This window comes from Mesorhizobium waimense (genome assembly GCF_003601975.1).
GTDB lineage: Bacteria > Pseudomonadota > Alphaproteobacteria > Rhizobiales > Rhizobiaceae > Mesorhizobium > Mesorhizobium waimense.
On the sequence record NZ_QZWZ01000011.1, the window covers coordinates 69,685 to 86,785 of the forward strand.

The 17,101-nt window shown below is 63.3% G+C and carries 16 protein-coding genes; 11 read left to right on the forward strand and 5 right to left on the reverse strand.

From position 1 onward, the window contains the following. Window positions 1–6 precede the first annotated feature (6 nt). The 8 genes from D3227_RS15890 to D3227_RS15930 all read left to right on the forward strand — a co-directional run bounded on the left by D3227_RS15890 (window position 7) and on the right by D3227_RS15930 (window position 9,996). A complete protein-coding gene (locus D3227_RS15890; protein ID WP_120015152.1) occupies window positions 7–657 on the forward strand; it encodes an RNA-binding protein in 651 nt (216 codons plus the stop codon). Further along, window positions 654–3,221: a translation initiation factor IF-2 gene (infB, locus tag D3227_RS15895; protein WP_120015051.1), complete on the forward strand. Its 2,568-nt coding sequence runs from the start codon at window positions 654–656 to the stop codon at window positions 3,219–3,221. Before D3227_RS15890 ends, infB begins: the two co-directional genes overlap by 4 nt. 126 nt (window positions 3,222–3,347) lie before the next feature. Further along, window positions 3,348–3,764: a 30S ribosome-binding factor RbfA gene (rbfA, locus tag D3227_RS15900; RefSeq protein ID WP_120015052.1), complete on the forward strand. Its 417-nt coding sequence runs from the start codon at window positions 3,348–3,350 to the stop codon at window positions 3,762–3,764. Further along, the gene (gene truB, locus D3227_RS15905; protein WP_120015053.1) at window positions 3,764–4,744 is read left to right on the forward strand and encodes a tRNA pseudouridine(55) synthase TruB; all 981 of its coding nucleotides are present in this window, start codon (window positions 3,764–3,766) and stop codon (window positions 4,742–4,744) included. The genes rbfA and truB overlap by 1 nt, the downstream gene beginning before the upstream one ends. A gap of 45 nt (window positions 4,745–4,789) precedes the next feature. Next, the gene (corA, locus tag D3227_RS15910) at window positions 4,790–5,884 is read left to right on the forward strand and encodes a magnesium/cobalt transporter CorA (protein ID WP_120015054.1); all 1,095 of its coding nucleotides are present in this window, start codon (window positions 4,790–4,792) and stop codon (window positions 5,882–5,884) included. A 202-nt stretch (window positions 5,885–6,086) separates the two neighbouring features. Beyond that, the gene (gene rpsO / locus D3227_RS15915) at window positions 6,087–6,356 is read left to right on the forward strand and encodes a 30S ribosomal protein S15 (RefSeq protein ID WP_006337962.1); all 270 of its coding nucleotides are present in this window, start codon (window positions 6,087–6,089) and stop codon (window positions 6,354–6,356) included. Between the two features lie 408 nt (window positions 6,357–6,764). After that, entirely contained in the window at window positions 6,765–8,912 is a 2,148-nt protein-coding gene (gene pnp / locus D3227_RS15925; protein ID WP_120015056.1) for a polyribonucleotide nucleotidyltransferase, read from the forward strand. Window positions 8,913–8,982: 70 nt separating this feature from the next. Continuing rightward, the gene (locus tag D3227_RS15930; RefSeq protein WP_120015057.1) at window positions 8,983–9,996 is read left to right on the forward strand and encodes a class I SAM-dependent methyltransferase; all 1,014 of its coding nucleotides are present in this window, start codon (window positions 8,983–8,985) and stop codon (window positions 9,994–9,996) included. Between the two features lie 15 nt (window positions 9,997–10,011). On the opposite strand, the gene D3227_RS15935 is transcribed toward D3227_RS15930, so the two are convergent. The 4 genes from D3227_RS15935 to fabA all read right to left on the reverse strand — a co-directional run bounded on the left by D3227_RS15935 (window position 10,012) and on the right by fabA (window position 14,255). Next, window positions 10,012–11,559 (reverse strand): putative bifunctional diguanylate cyclase/phosphodiesterase, encoded by a 1,548-nt coding sequence (locus D3227_RS15935; RefSeq protein WP_120015058.1) that lies wholly within the window; start codon window positions 11,557–11,559, stop codon window positions 10,012–10,014. Between the two features lie 103 nt (window positions 11,560–11,662). Then, window positions 11,663–12,472 carry an enoyl-ACP reductase FabI gene (fabI, locus tag D3227_RS15940; RefSeq protein ID WP_120015059.1) on the reverse strand — a complete coding sequence of 270 codons (810 nt, stop codon included), beginning with the start codon at window positions 12,470–12,472 and terminating at the stop codon, window positions 11,663–11,665. Window positions 12,473–12,484: 12 nt separating this feature from the next. Beyond that, window positions 12,485–13,705 (reverse strand): beta-ketoacyl-ACP synthase I, encoded by a 1,221-nt coding sequence (gene fabB, locus D3227_RS15945; RefSeq protein ID WP_120015060.1) that lies wholly within the window; start codon window positions 13,703–13,705, stop codon window positions 12,485–12,487. A 31-nt stretch (window positions 13,706–13,736) separates the two neighbouring features. Continuing rightward, on the reverse strand, window positions 13,737–14,255 hold the full coding sequence (gene fabA / locus D3227_RS15950) for a 3-hydroxyacyl-[acyl-carrier-protein] dehydratase FabA (protein ID WP_006202935.1): 519 nt from the start codon (window positions 14,253–14,255) through the stop codon (window positions 13,737–13,739). A gap of 271 nt (window positions 14,256–14,526) precedes the next feature. On the opposite strand from fabA, the gene irrA reads away from it, so the two are divergent. Both irrA and D3227_RS15960 read left to right on the forward strand, forming a co-directional pair. Next, a complete protein-coding gene (gene irrA / locus D3227_RS15955) occupies window positions 14,527–14,958 on the forward strand; it encodes an iron response transcriptional regulator IrrA (RefSeq protein WP_040582976.1) in 432 nt (143 codons plus the stop codon). A 10-nt stretch (window positions 14,959–14,968) separates the two neighbouring features. After that, the gene (locus D3227_RS15960; RefSeq protein ID WP_120015061.1) at window positions 14,969–15,322 is read left to right on the forward strand and encodes a DUF4260 domain-containing protein; all 354 of its coding nucleotides are present in this window, start codon (window positions 14,969–14,971) and stop codon (window positions 15,320–15,322) included. A 61-nt stretch (window positions 15,323–15,383) separates the two neighbouring features. Here D3227_RS15960 and D3227_RS15965 read toward each other — a convergent pair whose 3' ends face one another. Next, window positions 15,384–15,941, reverse strand: coding sequence for an SH3 domain-containing protein (locus D3227_RS15965; RefSeq protein WP_120015153.1), 558 nt, complete (start codon window positions 15,939–15,941; stop codon window positions 15,384–15,386). A 156-nt stretch (window positions 15,942–16,097) separates the two neighbouring features. Here D3227_RS15965 and D3227_RS15970 point away from each other — a divergent pair, with 156 nt between their 5' ends. Continuing rightward, complete coding sequence (locus tag D3227_RS15970) at window positions 16,098–17,099, forward strand: 2-hydroxyacid dehydrogenase (RefSeq protein WP_120015062.1); 1,002 nt, start codon at window positions 16,098–16,100, stop codon at window positions 17,097–17,099. The last annotated feature ends 2 nt before the right edge of the window (window positions 17,100–17,101 follow it).

The following is a 17,101-nucleotide window of genomic DNA, read 5'->3' on the forward strand; positions in this document are numbered from 1 at the left end:
GACGAGATGAACGATCGCACCTGCATCGTCACCCGCAGGCAGGCCGAAACGGATGAACTGATCCGGTTCGTCGTCGGCCCGGATTCGGCCGTCGTTCCGGACATCAAGAGAAATCTGCCCGGCCGCGGTTGCTGGGTCAGCGCCGAGCGCCTACATGTCGACAAGGCAGCAGCGAAGAACCTGTTTGCCCGCGCCTTCAAGGCGCAGGTGACCGTTCCCGCCGACCTCGGCGGCATGGTCGACGGGCTGCTTTCCAGATCCGCTCTGGGCATGCTGGGCCTTGCCCGCAAGGCAGGCGCAATCGCGCTCGGTGCCACCAAGGTGGAGAGCGCTGTGCGCTCAGGGCTGGCGCTTTTCGTGCTCCACGCGACTGAAGCGTCCGACGATGGCGTGCGCAAGATCAGCCAGGCGCGGCGGGCAACCGTCCATCTCGGCGGCCCCGCCATCCTTGCCTACAAACTTTTCTCCGAGGCCGAGTTGAGCTTGGCATTGGGGGGTACAAATGTGATACATGCTGCCGTTCTCGCGCAAGACGCGGGCAGGGCGGTCCAGAGGCGCATGGTTGCGCTCGACCGGTATCGGGGCGGTTCCCCGGACGATCTGGCAATGCTTGCGGCCGTTGCTGACGAAGATGATGCCGCAGAGGATATGGAATGAGCGATACGAAATCGGGCGACGACAAGACGTTGAGCGTTACGCCGAAGAAGACCTTGACGCTGAAGCGGCCCGGTACCGAGCAGGGCGTCGTGCGCCAGAATTTCTCGCATGGCCGCACCAAGCAGGTCCAGGTCGAAATCAAGAAGCGCAAGTTTTCCATGCCCGGCGACAAGCCGGAGCCGGTGGCTGCGCCTGCGTCCGTGTTCACGCCGAAGCCGGCCGTTGCGGCTGCACCCGTCGTGCAGGAAGCGCCCAAGGCGCCGCCTCCGCCGCCGGTCGAGCGCAGCGGCATGGTGCTGAACGAATTGTCGCGTGGCGAGATGGAAGCCCGCCGCAGGGCTCTCGAAGGCTCCAAGGTCCGTGAGGTCGAAGACCGCCAGCGCGCCCAGGAAGAGGCCAAGCGCCGTGCCGAGGACGAAGAGCGCCGCAAGCGCGAACGCGAGGAATCCGCACGCCGCCAGGCCGAGGAAGAAGCACGGCTGCAGACCGAGGCCGAATCCCGGCGCCGCGCCGAGGAAGAGGCACGCCGCCGCGCGCCGGTGGCCGCCGAACTGGCGACAGTCGACGACGACGAGGACGTCAAGCCGAAGCGCACTGGCGCTGGCGCCCCCGTGCGCCGTCCGGTCACGCCAGAAGTGGCGCGCCCGGCCAAGCCCACCAAGGGCGAGGAAGACCGTCGTCGCGGCAAGCTGACCCTCAACACAGCGCTTTCCGACGAGGATGCGCGCGCCCGCTCGCTGTCGTCGATGCGTCGCCGCCAGGAAAAATTCAAGCGCGCGATGCACAATGAGCCGCGCGAGAAGGTTATGCGCGAAGTGATCTTGCCCGAAACCATCACCATCCAGGAACTGGCGCAGCGCATGTCCGAGCGCGCGGTCGATGTGGTTAAGTTCTTCATGAAGCAGGGCCAGATCATGAAGCCGGGCGACGTCATCGACGCCGACACGGCTGAACTGGTCGCCACCGAATTTGGCCATACGGTTCGCCGCGTCGCCGAGTCCGACATCGAGGAAGGCCTGTTCAACATCGCCGACAATGCCGAGGACCTCGTGACGCGTCCGCCTGTGGTGACCATCATGGGCCATGTCGACCACGGCAAGACCTCGCTGCTCGACGCCATCCGCAACGCCAACGTCGTCTCCGGCGAAGCTGGCGGCATCACCCAGCATATCGGTGCCTACCAGGTCGAGAAGAACGGTCAGAAGATCACCTTCATCGACACGCCCGGCCACGCCGCCTTCACGGCGATGCGTGCCCGTGGCGCCCAGGCGACCGACATCGCCGTGCTGGTGGTGGCGGCCGACGACAGCGTCATGCCGCAGACGATCGAATCGATCAGCCATGCCAAGGCGGCCGGTGTCCCGATCATCGTGGCCATCAACAAGATCGACAAGCATGATGCCGACCCTCAGAAGGTGCGTTCGGAATTGCTGCGCCACGAAGTCTTCGTCGAATCGATGGGCGGCGAGGTGCTGGACGTCGAAGTGTCGGCGACCAAGGGCACCAATCTCGACAAGCTGCTCGAAGCGATCCTGCTGCAGGCCGAAATCCTCGACCTGAAGGCCAATCCGGACCGCACCGCCGAAGGCGTCGTCATCGAAGCCCAGCTCGACAAGGGCCGCGGTCCCGTCGCCACCGTGCTGGTGCAGACCGGCACGCTGATGCCGGGCGACATCCTGGTTGCCGGCAACGAATGGGGCCGGGTGCGCGCGCTGGTCAACGACCGTGGCGAGCATGTCAAGGAAGCGCCGCCGGCGATGCCGGTCGAGGTGCTTGGCCTCCAGGGCACGCCGCAGGCTGGTGACCGCTTCGCCGTGGTCAACAACGAGGCCCGCGCCCGCGAGATCACCGAGTATCGTCAGCGCCTCGCGCGCGAGAAGGCGGTGGCCAAGCATGCCGGCCAGCGTGGCTCGCTCGAACAGATGATGTCGCAGTTGCAGACGAGCGGGCTGAAGGAATTCCCGCTGGTCATCAAGGGCGACGTGCAGGGTTCGATCGAAGCGATCAACGCCGCACTGGACAAGCTCGGCACCGACGAGGTGCGGGCACGCATCGTCCATGCCGGCGCCGGCGCCATTACCGAAAGCGACGTGTCGTTGGCGGAAACCTCGGGCGCCGCGATCATCGGCTTCAACGTCCGCGCCAATGTGCAGGCGCGCGCCGCAGCCGCGGCGGCAGGCATCGAGATCCGCTACTACTCGATCATCTACAATCTCGTGGATGACGTGAAGGCGGCGCTCTCCGGCCTGCTCTCGCCGGAACGTCGCGAAACCTTCATCGGCAATGCCGAGATCCTTGAGATCTTCGACATCACCAAGGTCGGCAAGATCGCCGGCTGCCGTGTCACCGAAGGCAAGGTCGAGCGTGGTGCGGGCGTGCGCCTGATCCGCGACAACGTCGTCATCCACGAAGGTACGCTGAAGACTCTGAAGCGCTTCAAGGACGAGGTTTCGGAAGTGCCGGGCGGCCAGGAGTGCGGCATGGCCTTCCAGAACTACGAGGACATGCGCGTCGGCGACGTCATCGAGTGCTTCCGCGTCGAGATGGTGACCCGGACGCTTTGAGTTCGTATACTGTCGATACGACCGGGCGGTGGTCGAAAGGCCGCCGTCCAAGCCGTATTGAGAAAGCCCTATTGAGACATGCGGTGCGGTCCCATCCCGCGCCTCACGATTTCAGGATCGAGAAAAATGCCCCGTTCAACCACATCAGGCCCATCCCAGCGCATGCTGCGCGTCGGCGAACAGGTGCGCCATGCCCTGTCCGAAACCCTGCAGCGCGGCGAGATCATCGATCCGCTGATCGAAAATGCCGTGGTCTCGGTGTCGGAAGTGCGCATGTCGCCCGACCTGAAGATCGCCACCGCTTTCGTGTCGCCGCTCGGTGTCAAGAACACCGATGCGGTGGTTGAGGCGCTCAACAAGCATGCGAAATTCGTTCGCGGCCGTGTCTCGGGCGCGCTGCGGCAGATGAAGTACATGCCGGAGTTCCGTTTCCGGCTCGATACGTCCTTCGATAACTTCGCCAGGATCAACGACCTCTTGAAATCGCCCGAAGTGGCGCGCGATCTCGACAACGACAAGGACGAGGACGAGGACGAGAAATAATGGGGCGTCGCGGCAAGAAGAAGGGCCGGCCGGTCTCCGGCTGGCTGGTGCTGGACAAGCCGGTCGGCATGGGATCGACCGAAGCCGTCTCCAAGATCAAGTGGCTGTTCCAGGCCGAAAAGGCCGGCCATGCCGGCACGCTCGATCCGCTTGCCTCCGGCATGCTGCCGATCGCGCTCGGCGAAGCCACCAAGACCGTGCCTTACGTTCAGGACGGCGCCAAGATCTATCGCTTCACCGTTGCCTGGGGTGACGAACGCTCGACTGACGACCTCGAAGGCCCGGTGACCAACAGCTCGGACAAGCGTCCGGCCGAGACCGAGGTGAGGGCGCTGCTGCCGAAATACACCGGTGTCATCATGCAGACGCCGCCGCAGTTCTCGGCCATCAAGATCGCCGGCGAGCGCGCCTACGATCTCGCCCGCGACGGCGAGACGGTCGATATACCGGCGCGGGAGATCGAGATCGGACGTTTGGAGGTCATCGAGCACAATGGTGAGCAGACCATTTTCGAAGTCGAATGCGGCAAGGGCACCTATGTACGCTCGCTGGCCCGCGACATGGGCCGCGACCTCGGCTGTTTCGGCCATATCGCCGAATTGCGCCGGGTCGAGGTCGAGCCGTTCACGCAGGAGGATTTCGTCACCATCGCCGAACTGGAGGCCGCCCGTTTCGGTGGTGAGGGCGATAAGGATCCGGACACGGCCGATGATGCATCCGACGCTGCCGACCTGCCGGTCGACTTCACGGCCATCGATGCGCTGCTGCTCGACACGTCAGCCGCGCTCGATTGCCTGCCGCAGGTCGCGATCAGCGACGATGCGGCGGTGAAAATCCGGCTCGGCAATCCGGTCATCATTCGCGGCCGCGACGCGCCTGTGGAGGCCGAGGAAGCCTGCGCCACGGCGCGCGGCAGGCTGGTTGCCATCGGCGCCATCGAACAGGGCATGTTCAAGCCCAAGCGGGTCTTTGCCGGGTGACGGCGCTCAGCTAGTTTCGGTTGGACATTGCGCTTGAGGGGGCACATGGCAAAGGCTGACACAGCAAAAAAGCGGGCGCCGCTGAAAACCCGGCGGCCGCCCGTCGGCGCTTCGCCGGGTACGCTGATCGCCGATCCGTCGGCGCGGCGCAGCGAACTCAGGCTGACCCTGATGTCACCCGAGAAATTCGAGACCATCGAAAATGCCAGCATTGATGACCTCAACACCCATTGCGACAGCTGGCCGGTCATCTGGCTGGATTGCACCGGCCTTGCCAACATCCCGCTGATCGAGGAGATCGGCCGCATTTTCAGCCTGCATCCGCTGGCGCTGGAGGACGTCGTCAACACCGGCCAGCGGCCGAAGGTGGATTTCTTCGAGGATCACGCCTTCGTCGTCGTGCGCATGATCGACGACGTCACGGCGCATCGCTACGAGCAGATCGCCGTCTTCTTCGGCAAGAATTTCGTCATCACCTTCCAGGAGCGCGAGGGCGACCCGTTCAATCCGGTGCGCAAGCGCATCGAAAGCTCGATGCCCAACCGGCTGCGCTCGCGTGGCGCCGACTATCTCGCCTATGCGCTGATCGACGCCATCGTCGACAGCTATTTCCCGCCGATCGAGGCGGCCGGCGAACAGGTCGACAGCATCGAGGACCAGATGCTGAACATGCCGCACAAGCACCAGATGCGGCAGCTGCACGAATTGCGCCGCGATGCCAATGTGCTGAAGGGCGTGCTGTGGCCGATGCGCGATGCGCTGGCGACGATGATCCGCAACGACGTGCCCTATGTGAAGGCCGAGACCAAGATCTTCCTCAACGACACGCTCGACCATTCGCTGCGGCTCATCGAACTGATCGAGACCCAGCGCGACATGCTGACCGGCCTGATCGAGATGCATCTGTCGCTCAGCCAGGCGCGCACCAACGACGTCATCTCCTATCTCACCATTGTCTCGGTGATCTTCATGCCGCTCACCTTCCTGGTCGGCGTCTGGGGGATGAACTTCGACCCTGACAGCTCGCCTTGGAACATGCCGGAGCTGAAGTCCCAATACGGCTATCCAGCTTCGCTGCTGTTCATGGCACTTGTTGCTGTCGGGCTTGTCGCCTTCTTCAAATGGAAGAAGTGGCTCTAAAGCCATTTCTGCCCGCGGAATTCTTGATTTTCGCAACAAAAGCCTGCGACAAGCCGGCTTGTGAATTAGGCTGGTGTTTTTGTCGGAATTGCCCTATATGCGCCGCAGCTTCGCGCCCTGACGCGTTGCTTGCACCGGCCCCTGCTGGACGACATCCCGGCTGAGGGCGTCCCGTTTCCTCAAACAGATAAGGAAAAACACGATGTCGATCACTGCTGAGCGCAAAAAGGAATTGATGGGTGAATTCGCTACCGCCAAGGGCGATACCGGGTCTCCGGAAGTCCAGGTGGCCATCCTTTCCGAGCGCATCAAGAACCTGACCGACCACTTCAAGGACCACAAGAAGGATAACCATTCCCGCCGTGGTCTGCTCGCTCTCGTCTCCCAGCGCCGCAGCCTGCTTGATTATCTCAAGCGCAAGGACGACGCGCGCTATCAGACGCTGATCGAGAAGCTCGGTCTGCGCCGCTGACGAATTGACCGGCGGGCTTTCTTCGGAGAGCCCGCCGGTCGCGCATTGGAGCATCGGGTCAAATCCAGTATTCCAATGCAGGAATGGAGCGCCGTGCGTCCCCCTTTGGACGCGCAAAAGGACGCTCCGAAAAATTTGAATTTGCGCGTGATGCTTCCCGAGATTTTCGGAGTTATGCGCAAGGCCGGTCGGATCGATTGGCCAGACCCGGTTTCGAAAGTGCAGAGGGCCATTCGGAACCGCCCATGGACGGTCATGGGGCAGGATTGCAGGATGCTCGTGCGGCCACCGTGCCGATTGACCGAGCTTCCCGTTGTCTTGCCCGTGGCTGCCCAAGAAAGGAAGCCAGGCAAGGGCTTACGCGCACCGTGAAACGGCGCGGCCCTTTCCGCATATAAAGGACAAGATATGTTCAATCACCACAAAGTGGAAATCGAATGGGGCGGCCGTCAGCTCGTCCTGGAGACCGGCAAGATCGCGCGTCAGGCTGACGGCGCGGTGCTGGCCACCTACGGCGAAACCAAGGTTCTCGCCACCGTCGTCTCGATGAAGGAGCCGAAGCCCGGCCTCGATTTCTTCCCGCTGACCGTCAACTACCAGGAAAAGACTTATGCCGCCGGCAAGATCCCGGGCGGCTATTTCAAGCGCGAAGGCCGTCCGAGCGAGAAGGAAACGCTGGTTTCCCGTCTGATCGACCGCCCGATCCGCCCGCTCTTCGCCGATGGCTACAAGAACGACACGCAGATCGTCGTCACCGTCGTCCAGCACGATCTCGAGAACGATCCGGACATCCTGTCAATCGTCGCCACCTCGGCCGCGCTGACGCTTTCCGGCGTCCCCTTCATGGGCCCGATCGGCGGCGCCCGCGTCGGCTACATCAATGGCGAATACGTGCTCAACCCGCATGTCGATGAGATGCAGGAATCCAAGCTTGACCTCATCGTCGCCGGCACCACCGATGCCGTGCTGATGGTCGAGTCCGAAGCCAAGGAACTCGGCGAAGACTTGATGCTCGGCGCCGTCATGTTCGGTCACAAGGGCTTCCAGCCGGTGATCGACGCGATCATCAAGCTGGCCGAAGTCGCCGCAAAGGACCCGCGCGACTTCACCGCGCCGGACTATTCGGCGCTTGAAGCCGAGATGCTGAAGATCGTCGGCGACGAACTCCGCGACGCCTACAAGATCACCGACAAGCAGAAGCGCTACGCCGCCGTCGACGCCGTCAAGGCGAAGGTCAAGGCCTCGTTCACCCCGGCCGAAGGCGAAGACGCCAAGTACACCTCCGAGCAGATCGGCAGCGTTTTCAAGGAGCTCCAGGCCAAGGTCGTGCGCTGGAACATCCTCGACACCGGCTCGCGCATCGATGGCCGCGACCTGAAGACGGTCCGCAAGATCGTCTCGGAAGTCGGCGTTCTGCCGCGCACCCATGGTTCGGCGCTGTTCACCCGCGGCGAGACCCAAGCATTGGTCGTCGCCACGCTGGGCACCGGCGAGGACGAGCAGTATGTCGATTCGCTGACCGGCATGTACAAGGAGAAGTTCCTCCTTCACTACAACTTCCCTCCCTATTCGGTTGGTGAAACCGGGCGCATGGGTTCGCCGGGCCGCCGCGAAATCGGCCACGGCAAGCTCGCCTGGCGCGCTATCCGCCCGATGCTGCCGACCGCTGACCAGTTCCCCTACACGCTGCGCGTCGTTTCGGAGATCACCGAGTCCAACGGTTCGTCGTCGATGGCCACCGTCTGCGGCACCTCGCTGGCGCTGATGGATGCCGGCGTTCCGCTGGCGAAGCCCGTCGCCGGCATTGCCATGGGCCTGATCAAGGAAGGCGGGCGCTTCGCGGTGCTCTCCGACATCCTTGGCGACGAGGATCACCTCGGCGACATGGACTTCAAGGTCGCCGGCACCGCCAACGGCATCACCTCGCTGCAGATGGACATCAAGATCGACGGCATCACCGAGGAGATCATGCAGATCGCGCTCGGCCAGGCCAAGGACGGTCGTTTGCACATCCTCGGCGAGATGGCTCATGCGCTGTCCGGCGCGCGCGCCGAGCTCGGTGAGTTCGCGCCGCGCATCGAGGTCATGCACATCCCGACCGACAAGATCCGCGACGTCATCGGCTCCGGCGGCAAGGTCATCCGCGAGATCGTCGAAAAGACCGGCGCCAAGATCAACATCGAGGATGACGGCACGGTCAAGATCGCTTCGTCCAACGCCAAGGAGATCGAGGCGGCGAAGAAGTGGATCCACACCATCGTCGCCGAGCCGGAAGTCGGCGAGATCTACGAAGGTACGGTCGTCAAGACCGCCGACTTCGGCGCTTTCGTCAACTTCTTCGGTCCGCGTGACGGCCTTGTCCACATCTCGCAGCTTGCCAACGATCGTGTCGCCAAGACCTCCGACGTCGTCAAGGAAGGCGACAAGGTCTGGGTCAAGCTGATGGGCTTCGACGAGCGCGGCAAGGTTCGCCTGTCGATGAAGGTCGTCGACCAGGCCACCGGCAAGGAAATCGTCCGCGACAAGAAGTCCGAAGGCGAAGAAAACGCCGCCTGAACGGCCTGGCGATCGAATTGAAGCGGGCGCGGCTTAAGTCGCGCCCGTTTTCTTTTTACAAGGCACCAGAATGGCCGCAGAACCGCTGAAGACGCTATTCCATCCCTATGAGGTCGACGCCGTCGCCCTGCCGCGAAAGGGCGGTCGTGTCCTTTTTCTCGGTGCGGAGCCCGGTTTCCGCTTGCCTTCGGGATTCGATGCAGAGCTTCACCTCGTGCAGGGCTTCCGGCCGCATTTCCGCGCCTTGCAGGCATCGGGCTTCAATGTCACGCCGCAAGCCGAAGGTGACGGCTTCGACGCCGCACTGGTGCTTGCCGGGCGTCATCGCGGGCAAAGCGAATTGCGCATTGCCGAGGCGATCGAACGTGTCGCGGCGGGCGGATTGATCGTCGTCGCCGGCGGCAAGGAGGACGGCATCGCCAGCCTGCGCAAGCGCATCGACGAGTTTGCGCCGCTTGATGGCCATCTGCCGAAACATCACGGCATCGCCTTCTGGTTCGCCCGACCGGCCGATAGCAGCGCCGCGTCGGCGCTGCGCGCCGCCAATCCAGACCTTGTGGTGGAAAATCGCTTTCGCACCGCGCCCGGCATGTTCTCCTTCGACAAGGTCGACGCCGGTTCCAGATTGCTGGTGGAAAACCTTCCCAACGACTTGCGTGGCATCATAGCCGATTTCTGCGCCGGCTGGGGCTATGTGGCGGCGGAGGTGGCAGCACGCTCGCCAGGCCTATCGGGGCTCGATCTCTACGAGGCGGACTTCGCCTCGCTGGAAGCAGCGAAGGGCAACATCGGCAACACGGCAGCCGAGACGCGCTTCTTCTGGACCGACCTGCTCAGCGAGCCGGTCGAACGCCGCTATGACGCGATTGTCATGAACCCGCCCTTTCACCGCAGCCGGGCGGCCGAGCCGGAGATCGGTGCCGGCATGATCCAAGCAGCGGCCAAGGCGCTGAAGCTGGGCGGCAGGCTGTTCATGGTGGCGAACCGGCAGCTTCCCTACGAGCCGGTTCTGGCGAAGGCGTTTTCAAGCCATGCGGAGATTGCCCGCGACGGCATGTTCAAGGTTTTCTCGGCGCGCCGGTGACGGGCAGGTTTTGGCTTAATGCACGCTGACGATGCGCGCTTCGCTCTTGACGTGGATGAGCTGCGCCTCGGGCCCGATCTTGAGCGGCGCCGGCCGGCCGAACAGATAGCCTTGCACCACCTCGCAGCCGGCCGCCCTGAGCAGCGTCGCCTGGCTCTCGGTTTCGACACCTTCCGCGATGATGCCGACGCCGAGCGCCCGCGAGAGCCCGACAATGGTCGAGACGACGGCGCCCGAATTGGAATCCGTGTCGATGCGGCTGACGAAGGAACGGTCGATCTTAAGCTTGCCGAACGAGAAATCGATCAGGTAGCTCAGATTGGAGTAGCCGGTGCCGAAATCGTCGACGGCGACCGAGATGCCCATGTCGGCGAGTTCCCGCAGGATGATGGCGGCGCGTTCTCGGTCCTGCATCATCGCCGTCTCGGTGACTTCCAGCTCCAGCCGTGACGGCTTGATGCCGGTGCTTGCCATCGTCTCGCGCACGATGCCGACGAAATCCTTGGTCATGAACTGGACCGGCGAGATGTTGACGGCGACGAAGCAGTCCTCGGGCAGATGGCGGGCGTCGTTGCACGCCTTGCGCAACACCCACTCGCCGATCGGGTTGATCATGCCGGTTTCTTCCGCGATCGGGATGAACTCCATCGGCGGGATCATGCCGCGTTCCGGGTGCTTCCAGCGGATCAGCGCCTCGTAGCCGATGATGCGGCCGCTCGGCAGGTCGAGCTGCGGCTGGTAGTGGAGATCGAAATCGCCCCGCTCGAATGCGGTATGCAGCTCGGATTCGATCCATTGCCGATGGTCGGCGACCCGACCCATGTCGGCATGGAAGACCGACCAGTTGCCCACCCCTCCGGCGCGTGCGTTCTGCAGCGCCAGGTTGGAGCGGCGAAGCACCAGGACAGGATCGACGCCATCCTTCGGCATCGCCACGATGCCGACCGACAGGCTGACCGATTGCAGATGGGTATCGAGCTGGTAGGGCTCCACCATCTCGTCGATGAGCTTCTCGATGATCCGTTCCACGGATCCCTTGATCTCGCGATCCGGCAACAGCACCGCGAACTCGCCGGCGCCGATGCGCCCGATCACCGAACCTTCCGGCATGCTGGTCTTCAATCGCTGGGAAAAGGCGCGGATAAGCTCGTCGCCGTGGCTGTAGCCGATGGCGTCGTTGATCTGCTTGAAACGGTCGATGTCGATGTCGATGAGAAAGACCGGTTCGCCGCTGCGGATCGTCGCCGACGCCGCGTCCGCGATCTTGCCGACCATGGCTGGGCGCGTCAGCAGGCCGGTCAGCTTGTCGAAATTGGTTTCGTTGAAGACGTAATCCGCCGATTCATCGACGCCGGCGAAGAAGGACAGCGCGGCGCCTGCGGCGGCCAGCGCGCAAAGCGTGGCCATGACGGCGACCATCGTCGAGGCCGGCATGCCGGCAAGGCCGTCGCCGAAACCGAACTTCAGGCCCCAGATACCGAGGATGAAACTGCCCATGCCCGAGCTGGCAATGGTGATCAGCCGGAACAACGGTGTGCGCTTCGGGTTGCTGACAGCAGGCATGCGGGTCCCTAAGTTACGGGACTTCTAGCGGATATCCCCTTAAAATGGGTTTCCGCCATTGCGTCCAATTTTACCGGACAGGAATTATTCTTCCGATCGCAGACTATTCCCGACCATCGCTCTGCTTCAGCTCATCGAGCGTCGGCATGGAAACGATGTGATAGCCGGAATCGACATAGTGGATTTCGCCGGTGACGCCGGAAGACAGATCGGACAGCAGGTACAGCGCTGAACCGCCGACCTCGTCGATGGTCACAGTGCGGCGCAGCGGCGAATTGCGCTGCTGGTAGGAAAACATGTGGCGCGCGTCCGAAATCCCGGCGCCGGCCAGTGTGCGGACCGGTCCCGCCGATATGCCATTCACCCTGATACCGCGCGGACCGTAGTCGTTGGCGAGATAGCGCACGCTGGCCTCAAGCCCGGCTTTGGCGACGCCCATCACATTGTAGTTCGGCATGACCCGCACCGAGCCGGCATAGGTCAGCGTGATCATCGAGCCGCCATCCTTCATCAGCGCGGCGGCGTGCCGGGCGATCTCGGTGAAGGAATAGCAGGAGATGACCATGGTGCGGACGAAATTGTCACGGCTGGTGTCGGCATAAAGGCCCTTCAGCTCGTTCTTGTCGGAAAAGCCGATGGCATGGACGACGAAGTCGAGACCGCCCCATTCCTTGCCGAGCGTCTCGAAGGTGGCGGCGACCGAAGCGCTGTCCTCGACATCGCAGGGCACGACCAGCGCCGCGCCAAGCCGGTCGGCGAGCGGCCTGACCCGGCGGCCAAAGGCATCGCCCTGATAGGTGAAGGCGAGTTCGGCACCGTGCTCGGACAATTTCTGGGCGATGCCCCAGGCGATCGAATGATCGTTGGCGACACCCATGACAAGCCCGCGCTTGCCCTTCATCAATCCGTCCATTGCTGGCAATCCTTATGCGGAATAGCGCTGGAAAATCAGCGTTGCGTTGGTGCCACCGAAACCGAACGAATTGGACAAAACGGTATCGATCCTGGCGTTGTCGATGCGCTTGCGTACGATCGGCATGCCTTCGAATTCCGGATCGAGTTCTTCGATATGGGCGCTTTCGCCGATGAAGCCGCCCTGCATCATCAGGATCGAGTAGATCGATTCCTGCACGCCGGCCGCGCCCAGCGAATGGCCGGTCAGCGACTTGGTCGAGGTGATGAAAGGCATCTTGTCGCCGAACACTTCGCGGATGGCGCCCATCTCCTTGGAATCGCCGACCGGCGTCGAGGTGCCGTGCGTGTTGATGTAGTCGACCGGCGAGGAAACCGTGGCCAGCGCCTGGCGCATGCAGCGCACCGCCCCTTCGCCCGAGGGCGCCACCATGTCGTAGCCATCCGAGGTCGCGCCGTAGCCGACGATCTCGGCATAGATCTTGGCGCCGCGCGCCTTGGCGTGCTCGAGCTCTTCCAGCACCAGCACGCCGGCGCCGCCGGCAATGACGAAACCGTCGCGATTGACGTCATAGGCGCGTGAAGCGGCCGACGCCCTTTCGTTGAACTTCGACGACATGGCGCCCATGGCGTCGAACAGGTCCGACATCGTCCAGTCGAGATCCTCGTGGCCGCCGGCAAAGACCATGTCCTGCTTGCCCCACTGGATCAGCTCGTAGCCATTGCCGATGCAGTGCGCCGAGGTCGAGCAGGCAGACGAGATCGAATAGTTGACGCCGTGGATCTTGAACCAGGTGGCTAAAGTCGCCGACGCGGTCGACGACATCGCCTTCGGCACCGCGAACGGGCCGATGCGCTTGGGGCTGCCGTTCTTGAGCGTCGTTTCGGCCGCCTCGACGATGGTGCGCGTCGATGGTCCGCCCGAGCCCATGACGATGCCGGTGCGCTCATTGGTGATGTCGCTCTCGCCAAGGCCGGCGTCCGCGATCGCCTGGTCCATGGCGACGTGGTTCCAGGCCGCGCCTTGCGACAGGAAGCGCATGGCGCGCCGGTCGATAATCGCCGACGGGTCGAGCGACGGCGCACCCCAGACCTGACAGCGGAAGCCATGTTCGGCGAAAGAATCCGAGAAGCTGATGCCGGACTTGGCATCATGGAGCGAGGCCTGCACCTCATTGGCATTGTTGCCGATCGACGACACGATGCCGAGGCCTGTCACTACGACCCGTCTCATGGGCTGCTCCTTCCAAAGTGTCCGGTGGCGATCAGGCGACCGCCGACTGCTTTGACAGACCCACTTTCAGGTCCGTTGCCGCGTATATGGGTTCGCCATCCGCCTTGAGCCAGCCATCGGCGATGCCGAGCACCAGCCGGCCGCGCATCACGCGCTTGAAATCGATGCCGTACTCGACCTTCTTGACCGACGGCGTCACCATGCCTTTGAATTTGACCTCACCGGTCGACAGCGCCATCCCCTTGCCGGGCTCACCGAGCCAGCCGAGGTAGAAGCCAGTCAACTGCCACATCGCATCGAGGCCGAGGCAGCCCGGCATGATCGGGTTGCCGATGAAATGGCAGGCGAAAAACCACAGGTCCGGCTTGATGTCGAATTCGGCGCGGATGAAGCCCTTGTCGAATGCGCCGCCGGTTTCGCTGATCTCGGTGATGCGGTCGAACATCAGCATCGGCGGATAGGGCAGCTGCGCATTTCCCGGTCCGAACAGCTCGCCGCGGGCGCAGGCAAGCAGTTCCTCGTAATCGTAGCTGGACTTCGAACCTGCCATCAATTTCGTCCCCGTGATCGTCCTGGGCGGCAGGGCGCCCTTTGTCGTTGGTTTCCTAACACAGTCTGTTTATGGCCGGAAACCGGCGTCTGCGCTTAACCCGCCCGCCTGCCGGGGTCAATGCGCACCGGGATATCTGCGCGCATGTTGCTCTATTGATCGAATTCGGCCGACAGAATATATGTCAGGAGCTGTCCAGTTTCGGCCGATGCCGTTTTTTCGCCATTCTGGGCGGGTTTTTGGGGCCGAACCGCGAGTTTCGACGGATAGGATGGATCAGGGCTGCCGGAAGGATAATGTCGCTGTGGACAAGCGGGTTCGCGAAGCCGGTCTAAGGCCGACACGCCAGCGTATCGCGCTGGCCGATCTGCTGTTCGCCAAGGGCGATCGCCATCTATCGGCCGAGGAACTGCACGAAGAGGCGATCGCCGCCGGCGTGCCGGTCTCGCTTGCCACCGTCTACAATGCCCTTCACCAGTTTACCCAGGCGGGCCTGCTGCGCATCCTGGCCGTCGAGGGCTCGAAGACCTATTTCGACACCAACACCTCCGATCACCATCATTTCTATATCGAAGGCGAAAACCGCATCTTCGACATCGCCAGCGGTCCGGTGACGGTTTCCAACCTGCCCGACCCACCGGAAGGCATGGAGATCGCCAACGTCGACATCGTGGTGAGGCTGCGCCCGAAACGCCGCGATTGATCCGCGCTCGATGAGACCAGTCGATCTGGTAGTCCGGCTCGAATGGGTTGCCGTTGCAGGGGTTGCGCTCGTTTTCTACGCGATGGCCGGTGTCTCATGGTGGCTGTTTGCCTTGCTCATCCTGGCTCCTGACCTGTCGATGCTGGGCTATTTCGCCGGGCCACGCGTCGGCGCCGTCGCCTCTCTGCACATTCTGATTGTCCCGCTGCCGCTGGCGCTTGCCGGATACGTCTTTGCCAATCCGATGGCGACCGCGATTGCTCTGACCTGGATCACCCACATCGCCGTCGACCGCGCGCTGGGTTACGGCCTCAAACTCTCGAGCGGTTTTCAGGACACCCATCTCGGCCGCATCGGCCGCTAGACCACCGGTTTTGCTACGCTGACCTACGGTTCGGATAAGATCATGGTCCAGACAAGCAACCTCAGTTCTTGACGTGTTCGCCCGGATAGGCGCCCCAGACGACCGATTGGGGGAGCCAGCCGGTGTGGCCGTCGAAGGTCATCTCGCACCACTGGCCGTCGCAGGTCTTGATCGACCCCATGACGCCCGGCTCGATGATGGCCACCACGCCGGCGTCCTTGTCCTTGTCGTCAAGCAGGTTGATTCGGCCGCCCTTGCCGCGCTGCCAAGGCGCGACGATCGCCGTGCGGCGGCCCGACAGCAGCGACTGGTTGATCCAGCCTTCCGAACCGTCGGCATCGCGCACGCGGCGCCAGGTATCGAATTCCTGGATGATTTCCATCGGCAGCCCGGCCTTCATGTACATCCAGTTGACGGAGTAGTTGGCGCCGGGGCCGACGCGCGCGTTGACGCGCCCCGATTTCAGGCTGACGAAACGCGGCAGCGGCAGGCCGCTCGGCCCGAGCGTGATCGTCTGCGCCGGGGCCGCGGCGCTCTGCGCCACCGTTTGCGGGGGACAAAGGAGGGCGCCGAGGACTGCTGCGCTGAAGGCCAGGCGGAGCGACGCGAAACCAGACACTTTCATTCCTTTCGGCGCTTGCCCGTCGGCACCGGCGCCCCTTTTTCTTTGTCTTCGGCGGCACCGCTTGTTACAGAGTGGCAGGCACCGCGACCGGCTCCGATTTTCGCCTGTCTTGGTTAAAGAGGTCTCAACGAGATCGGGTTCGAGGAAACAATGGCAGGCAAGAAAAGGCCCCTCGTCGTCATCACGCGCAAGCTGCCCGACCCTGTCGAAACCCGCATGCGCGAACTGTTCGACGCCCGGCTGAATGTCGAGGACAGGCCGATGACACAGCCTGAGCTGGTCGCGGCGATCAAGGAGGCCGACGTCCTGGTGCCGACGATTACCGACAATATCGACGCGGCGCTGATCGCCCAGGCCGGCGACAATCTCAAGCTGATCGCCAATTTCGGCAACGGCGTCGACAAGATCGATGTGGAGGCGGCGGCCAAGAAGGGCATCACCGTCACCAACACGCCGAACGTGCTGACCGAGGATACGGCCGACATGACCATGGCGCTGATGCTGGCGGTGCCGCGGCGCCTGGCGGAAGGCGCCAACGTGCTGACCGGCGACAAGAAATGGGCCGGCTGGTCGCCGACCTGGATGCTCGGCCGGCGCATCTGGGGCAAGCGGCTCGGCATTGTCGGCATGGGCCGCATCGGCACCGCCGTCGCCAGGCGCGCCAAGGCCTTCGGCCTGTCGATCCACTATCACAACCGCCACCGCGTGCTGCCGGCCGTGGAAGACGAGTTGGAGGCGACCTATTGGGAAAGCCTAGACCAGATGCTGGCCCGCATGGACATCATCTCGGTCAATTGCCCGTCGACGCCGGCGACCTTCCACCTGCTGTCGGCGCGAAGGCTGGCGCTGATGCAACCGTCGGCTTACATCGTCAACACCGCGCGCGGCGACATCATCGACGAGGAATCGCTGATCAAGCTGATCCATGACGGCAAGATCGCTGGCGCTGCGCTCGACGTCTACGAGCACGAGCCGGCGCTGAACTCGAAATTGCTGAAACTCGCCGGCAAGGGCAAGGTCGTTCTCTTGCCGCATATGGGCTCGGCGACGCTCGAGGGCCGCATCGACATGGGCGAGAAGGTGATCATCAACATCCGCGCCTTCTTCGACGGCCATCGCCCGCCGGACCGTGTGTTGCCGCTGCGAACATAGAT

Coding starts and splice junctions, on each gene's coding strand:
- D3227_RS15890 (WP_120015152.1), top strand. CDS start 7: ATGAACGATCGCACCTGCATCGTCACCCGCAGGCAGGCCGAAACGGAT.
- infB (WP_120015051.1), top strand. CDS start 654: ATGAGCGATACGAAATCGGGCGACGACAAGACGTTGAGCGTTACGCCG.
- rbfA (WP_120015052.1), top strand. CDS start 3,348: ATGCCCCGTTCAACCACATCAGGCCCATCCCAGCGCATGCTGCGCGTC.
- truB (WP_120015053.1), top strand. CDS start 3,764: ATGGGGCGTCGCGGCAAGAAGAAGGGCCGGCCGGTCTCCGGCTGGCTG.
- corA (WP_120015054.1), top strand. CDS start 4,790: ATGGCAAAGGCTGACACAGCAAAAAAGCGGGCGCCGCTGAAAACCCGG.
- rpsO (WP_006337962.1), top strand. CDS start 6,087: ATGTCGATCACTGCTGAGCGCAAAAAGGAATTGATGGGTGAATTCGCT.
- pnp (WP_120015056.1), top strand. CDS start 6,765: ATGTTCAATCACCACAAAGTGGAAATCGAATGGGGCGGCCGTCAGCTC.
- D3227_RS15930 (WP_120015057.1), top strand. CDS start 8,983: ATGGCCGCAGAACCGCTGAAGACGCTATTCCATCCCTATGAGGTCGAC.
- D3227_RS15935 (WP_120015058.1), bottom strand. CDS start 11,559: ATGCCTGCTGTCAGCAACCCGAAGCGCACACCGTTGTTCCGGCTGATC.
- fabI (WP_120015059.1), bottom strand. CDS start 12,472: ATGGACGGATTGATGAAGGGCAAGCGCGGGCTTGTCATGGGTGTCGCC.
- fabB (WP_120015060.1), bottom strand. CDS start 13,705: ATGAGACGGGTCGTAGTGACAGGCCTCGGCATCGTGTCGTCGATCGGC.
- fabA (WP_006202935.1), bottom strand. CDS start 14,255: ATGGCAGGTTCGAAGTCCAGCTACGATTACGAGGAACTGCTTGCCTGC.
- irrA (WP_040582976.1), top strand. CDS start 14,527: ATGGATCAGGGCTGCCGGAAGGATAATGTCGCTGTGGACAAGCGGGTT.
- D3227_RS15960 (WP_120015061.1), top strand. CDS start 14,969: ATGAGACCAGTCGATCTGGTAGTCCGGCTCGAATGGGTTGCCGTTGCA.
- D3227_RS15970 (WP_120015062.1), top strand. CDS start 16,098: ATGGCAGGCAAGAAAAGGCCCCTCGTCGTCATCACGCGCAAGCTGCCC.